Annotated in this window: 4 protein-coding genes and 1 pseudogene; 2 read left to right on the top strand and 3 right to left on the bottom strand. The window is 69.1% G+C overall.

The features are described from left to right. Positions 1-204 precede the first annotated feature (204 nt). From OOT08_RS16260 to OOT08_RS16250, 3 genes are read right to left on the bottom strand one after another with little or no spacing between them, the layout of a single operon-like run. Complete coding sequence (locus OOT08_RS16260; protein WP_325093871.1) at positions 205-1,005, bottom strand: hypothetical protein; 801 nt, start codon at positions 1,003-1,005, stop codon at positions 205-207. Further along, positions 1,002-1,739, bottom strand: coding sequence for an ABC transporter ATP-binding protein (locus OOT08_RS16255; protein WP_325093870.1), 738 nt, complete (start codon positions 1,737-1,739; stop codon positions 1,002-1,004). The genes OOT08_RS16260 and OOT08_RS16255 overlap by 4 nt, the downstream gene beginning before the upstream one ends. A 48-nt stretch (positions 1,740-1,787) precedes the next feature. Next, the gene (locus OOT08_RS16250; protein WP_325093868.1) at positions 1,788-2,540 is read right to left on the bottom strand and encodes a hypothetical protein; all 753 of its coding nucleotides are present in this window, start codon (positions 2,538-2,540) and stop codon (positions 1,788-1,790) included. 434 nt (positions 2,541-2,974) lie between these two features. Here OOT08_RS16250 and OOT08_RS16245 point away from each other — a divergent pair, with 434 nt between their 5' ends. After that, positions 2,975-3,667, top strand: coding sequence for a sensor histidine kinase (locus OOT08_RS16245; protein WP_325093866.1), 693 nt, complete (start codon positions 2,975-2,977; stop codon positions 3,665-3,667). Further along, positions 3,664-3,782: pseudogene (locus OOT08_RS16240) on the top strand (response regulator); the annotation flags it as partial. The gene OOT08_RS16245 and the pseudogene OOT08_RS16240, both read left to right, overlap by 4 nt.

Raw genomic sequence — 3,782 nt, 5'->3', positions numbered from 1 at the left:
CGATTCCGACGGCTTTCAGGGGCTTCTTGTTCATGGCTGTGCTCCGTTCTGAGTGGGGTTGGCTGGGGGTGCTGATCGGTCGAGATGGCGCTGCCAGGCGAGGTGCGCCAGCGCCTCCGCCGGGCGGTCCGGTACTGCTGGCGCGGCGAGGACATCACCCATGCGCACGGCGTTCACCGCCCGCTCCCGAGGACAGAGGCCTGGTCATTCTGCGCTGGCCAGTCGCGCGCCGACATCGCGGCGGGTGAAGACGATCGCGGCTGCGATGATCGCGACCACGCTCCACAGCACCGTCACCGCAGTCGCCGCGGGAACCCCCATCAGCGCTCCGGGATCGGAGGCGATGTTGCTCACATCCTCACGTGCCATGAACATCATCGTGCCGACGTTGGCCGGCAAATATTGGAAGATCGCCGTGCTGATCATCAGCAGCGGTGTGCTCAGGAACGCCAGGGAGACCATCACGGCGAGCACGCCTGTTTGCTGTCGGAAGATGACCGCCACGCTCATGCTCAGGACCCCCAACATGAGCCAGTAGAGGACGCCTTGGGCGAGGAGCCCGAGATGCTGCCACCCCCCTCCGGTGGCGAACACGGAGTTCTCCCCGAGCATCCCTTGGTAACAGGCCAGGATCATCACCGCTTGCAGAATCGCGAGGCCCAGGGTCGCGACCACGACGGTGACCAGCTTGGCGGCCAGCACCGCACCCCGGCGCGGGACGGCGAGCATCGAAACGGTCAGTTGTCCGCCCGCGTACTCGCTTGAGGTCACCAACACGGCGATGATGATCGGCAGGAACGAAAAATAGAAAAAGCAATACGTTCCCGCATCGATACCGGGGAGTCCAGAGACGGAGCCGCGGGCAGGGTTGACCAGGACTGCGGCGAGCGCGTCAACGAGGGTGAACGCCAGCATCACGACGGTGGAGATCAGGGTCGCGAGTGTCAGCGAGCGCAGGGTGAGTGCCTTGCGGGCTTCTCCGGCGAGGATGTCGCGGAACGTCATGGCTGTCCGCCCCCCGCGGTCGCGGTCCCGTCGCGGGAGGCTTCCAGACGGCTGAAGAACGCCTGCTCCAGGCTGCCGTGCTCGGTCACCAAATCGGCAACCGCTCCCCTGCCGATCACACGGGCCCGATCCATGAGTACGACGCGGTCGGCGATCATTTCGGTCTCGCCCATCAGGTGCGAGCTCAACAGCACGGTCTTCCCCTCGCGGGCGAGTTCGGTCAGCAGGCCACGCAGCCACTGGATGCCGATGGGGTCGAGACCGTTGGCGGGCTCGTCGAAGATCACCGTCTGCGGGTCGCCCAGCATGGCGGTTGCGATCCCCAGGCGCTGCTGCATTCCCAGAGAGTACTCGCGGACTCGGCGCTTCCAGTCCCGCGGTTGGAGGTCGACCAGCTCCAGCACCTCGGTCACACGGTGTTTCGGCAGCCGGTTGGTGCGCGCGACCCACCGCAGATGCTCGATCGCGGTGCGGGAGGGGTGCGCGCCGGCACCCTCGAACTGCGCGCCAACGGCCAGCATCGGGATCGGGTGCTCCCGGAACCGACGCCCGCTGACGGTCGCCGTGCCGGAGTCGGCGCGGTCGAGGTCGCAGATGATGCGCATGATCGAGGATTTGCCCGCCCCGTTCGGGCCGAGCAGCCCGGTGACGACTCCGGCGTCGGCGGTGAAGCTCACCTCGTTCACCGAGACGATGGAGCCATGCCTCTTGGTCACGTTGTCTACTGCAATCACGGTGCTTGCCTTTCGTTGGTCTGCGGTCGGGTCACGGGCTGGACGAGGTCAGGCGGAGTCGCGGCGCGCGAACACGGCGACGCCGACCCCGGTCAGGATGAGGACCTGCGCGGCGACGGCGATCGCCTCGGGTCCGGACGGGGCGATGCCGCCTCGGTAGGCGGCTTTGGCGACCTGGTCGATCGACGCGGTGAGCACGGGGAATCGTCCGACGAGCAGGTCCGCGAGCCCGACGGTCCAGGCCAGGAGCGGCACGACTGCGAGCACCATGTTGCGCGTGGCTGCGGCGATGCCGGCGGCCATCAACCCGATCAGCACCCAGTAGCCGATCAGCCACCCGTACCGGGTCAGCTCGACCGTCGCGCCCTCGCCGCTGGCGCCGGAGAGCAGCAACGGTGCGAGGGCTCCGGCGGTGCAGACGATGCCCGCGAGGAGGGTGACGAGAGCGACGACGGCGAGCTTCGCCAGCGCGAGCGGGACCCGGCGAGCAGTGGCAAGGAACGCGACGCGTCGGGGGCCCTGGGCCGTGTCCTGGCCGAACACCCACGCCCCCAGCAGGATCGGGATCACCGCGCCGAAGTTCAGGGCGACCGTCGGCCACTCGGCAACGCTCAATCCGCCCGTCTCATCGCCCCGGCCTATGTCCACGAAGCGGATCGTCTGGAACACCCCGAACGCCGCAATCGCGGTCACCGCGACCAGGCCCAGCAACAGGGTCCTGCGCACCGCGGGGAACGAACGCAGCTTCAGGAACTCCCCGGAGAACGAGGCTGGTCCCCGCGCACCGGGTCGCGCCGTCATCCTGCGCCCTCACCGCTGGCGCAGAGAAACCGGCGGCCCCGAACGGGGTCGGGACGCGGAGGGGACACGGTGGTGCGGGAGTCTGGAGTCTGCATGCACTCCAGTCAATCCGAGGCCGGCACCGAACGGATCGCCTTCAGCAACCACGTTCCTCCCGCTGACTCACCCCCGGGTCCCTGGTCCCACAGGGGGTATCGCGCCTCCGGATCTCACCCGGAAAGGTGAGGACTCCCCCGGCTGTCCTTCGTAAGCTGGACGGTATGGCGACTCCTGAGCGGCCGGCGTGGACGCCCTCGCGCGCCTGGATCGCGATCGCCGTCGTCGTTGGTCTCGTCCTGTGTGTCGCGCCATTTCTGAGCGAAAACGCGACCCTCGTGCTGCGCCTCTTCACCGTCGCCGCGGTCGCCGCGGCGACGGCCGCCTGGTTCTGGGCGGTGCACCGCGCCCGCAGGCAGCGGATCGCGTTCGAGCAGCGGCTGGAAGCCTGGACCGCCGCTGCTGCCGTGGAGCAGGAACGGCTGCGGATCGCACGGGACCTGCACGACCTCGCCTCCCACGGCCTCGGACTGATCACCGTCCGCGCCGCCGCCACCGGATACCTGACCGGCGAGCACGCCGACAGCGAACGAGAGCGGGCGATGGCCGACATTGAGCGGATCGGCCGGGCCACCACGCTGGAACTGCGACGCATGCTCGCGCTGCTGAGAACGCCCGGCACCGACCCCGCGCCGCTGCGTCCCGCCGATACCCTGACCGAGCTGCCGGCGATCGTGCGCAACGCTGAACAGGCCGGCCTGATCATTCGCTTCGAGCTCGCCGATCTCGGCCCGGTCAGCGGCAGCGCCCAGCTCACCGTCTGCACGGTCGTCCGCGAAGCCCTCGCGAACACGCTCCGTCACGCCGGCCCGACCACGGCGCGGGTCACCATCACCGCCGCGCGCGGCATCATCGACATCGACATCCGCGACGACGGGCCCGCACCGGGGTGGCGGACCCATCCCGGTGCCGGGCACGGACTCACCGGGCTGCGCGAACGCCTCGCCGTGCACGGCGGGGCCCTGAGCGTCGGCAGCTACGGCACTGGCTACCGCGTGCACGCCACCCTTCCCCGGGAGGCCACAACATGACGTCTCCCGCAGACGCGGACACGCCCGTGATCCGCGTGCTGCTCGCCGATGACGAGTCTCTGCTGCGCGGCAGCCTCCGCGTCATCATCGACAGCCAGCCAGACCTCACCGTGGT

The sequence above is a fragment of the Leucobacter sp. M11 genome (assembly GCF_035726885.1).
Classification (GTDB): Bacteria; Actinomycetota; Actinomycetes; order Actinomycetales; family Microbacteriaceae; genus JAPFRB01.
This window is presented reverse-complemented; position numbering and strand designations above follow the sequence as displayed.

Coding starts and splice junctions, on each gene's coding strand:
- OOT08_RS16250 (WP_325093868.1), bottom strand. CDS start 2,540: ATGACGGCGCGACCCGGTGCGCGGGGACCAGCCTCGTTCTCCGGGGAG.
- OOT08_RS16260 (WP_325093871.1), bottom strand. CDS start 1,005: ATGACGTTCCGCGACATCCTCGCCGGAGAAGCCCGCAAGGCACTCACC.